The sequence below is a fragment of the Pseudomonas sp. EGD-AK9 genome, assembly GCF_000465935.2.
Lineage (GTDB): Bacteria > Pseudomonadota > Gammaproteobacteria > Pseudomonadales > Pseudomonadaceae > Aquipseudomonas.
The window spans coordinates 1-1,374 of sequence record NZ_AVOF01000559.1 but is presented as its reverse complement, the minus strand read 5'-3'; the positions used below and the strand labels follow the sequence as shown (position 1 = coordinate 1,374).

The following is a 1,374-nucleotide window of genomic DNA, read 5'->3' as shown; positions in this document are numbered from 1 at the left end:
GCCTGGGCCAGGTCGTCGGCCTGCTGCGCGCTGACCAGGGCGAACTCCTCGCCGCCCAGGCGGCCCAGCAGCATCTGCGGAAGGGCTGCGGACAGGGCGCGGGCGAACACCACCAGGGCGCTGTCGCCGCTGGCATGGCCGAAGCCATCGTTGATCTGCTTGAAGTGGTCGAGGTCGAGCATCGCCACGCTGACTTCACGGCCCTCGCGCTGCGCCTGCTGCAGCAGCTGCAGACCCTGCTCATAGAAGGCGCGGCGGTTGTTCAGACCGGTCAGGGCATCGAACTGCGCGGCCTGTTTCAGCGCGCGCAGCAGGTCGCGGCGCTCGAGGGTGGACATCACCCGGCAGTTGAGCTCCTCGGGGCAGAACGGCTTGCGCAGGAAGTCATCGGCGCCGTGCTTGATGAACTGCGCACTGAGCGAGCCCTTGGCGTCGGCGGACAGGCCGATGATGATCAGCTCGTGGCGTTTCATCTTCTGCCGCAGCAGCTTGACCAGCTCGAAGCCGCTGATGCCGGGCATGGCGTGGTCCAGCACCAGCAGGTCGATGTCCGGCTGCTCGGCGAGCAGGCGCAGGGTCTCCTCGCCGTCGCGGGCCTCGAGTATCTGGTAGCGGTGCGGGGTGAGCACGTGGCGGATGTAGTGGCGGGTGGCCTCGGAGTCCTCGGCGATGAGGATCTTGATCTTCGCGTTGTGCTCCAGGCGGTGCAGCAGGCGGAAGGCGTACTCGTAGGAGTGCTGGCTCTCCTTGAGCACGTAGTCGACCACGCCCTTCATCAGCAGCTCGTCGCGGCGCTGCTCGTTGTAGCTGCCGCTGAGCACGATGCACGGCAGGCGGTAGCGCATCACCAGGTCGACGCTCTCGCCGTTGGGCGCATCCGGCAGGTGCAGGTCGACGATGGCGGCGAAGAACAGCCCGGCGGAGGTCTCCAGCATCACCTCGGCCTCGGCCAGCGAGGCGCAGAACACCGGCTGCAGCGTCGGCTCCTGGCGGAACAGGTGCTCGAGAATCTTCAGCACCAGCGGACTGTCTTCGATGACCAGGATATTGCGCATCCCTATTCCTCTCCTGGCGGGCCTGCTAGAGCAGGCGTACGCGTAACGTGCGCCCCTTGATCTTGCCTTCGGTGAGGCGTTTGAGGGCCTGTCTGGCCACGTCGCGCTCGACCGCGACGAAGGCCTGGTAGTCGAACAGGGCGATCTTGCCGACCTGGCTGCCGGGCAGCCCGGCATCGCCGGTCAGTGCGCCGAGGATGTCGCCGGGGCGCAGTTTGTCCTTGCGCCCGGCGCCGATGCACAGCGTGTGCATCGGCGGCAGCAGCGGCTCGCCGCCGGCCTTGGCCGCGGGCAGCGGGTACCAGGCCAGCGCCTTGCC

Annotated in this window: 2 protein-coding genes; both read right to left on the bottom strand. The window is 67.8% G+C overall.

The window, feature by feature from the left end:
• Positions 1–1,055 (bottom strand): response regulator (locus N878_RS20560; RefSeq protein ID WP_021445418.1); only part of this gene is annotated, 1,055 nt, incomplete at its 3' end.
• A 25-nt stretch (positions 1,056–1,080) separates the two neighbouring features.
• Positions 1,081–1,374, bottom strand: a 294-nt coding sequence (locus N878_RS20555; RefSeq protein WP_031303624.1) for a DbpA RNA binding domain-containing protein, incomplete at its 5' end; no start/stop codon positions are given.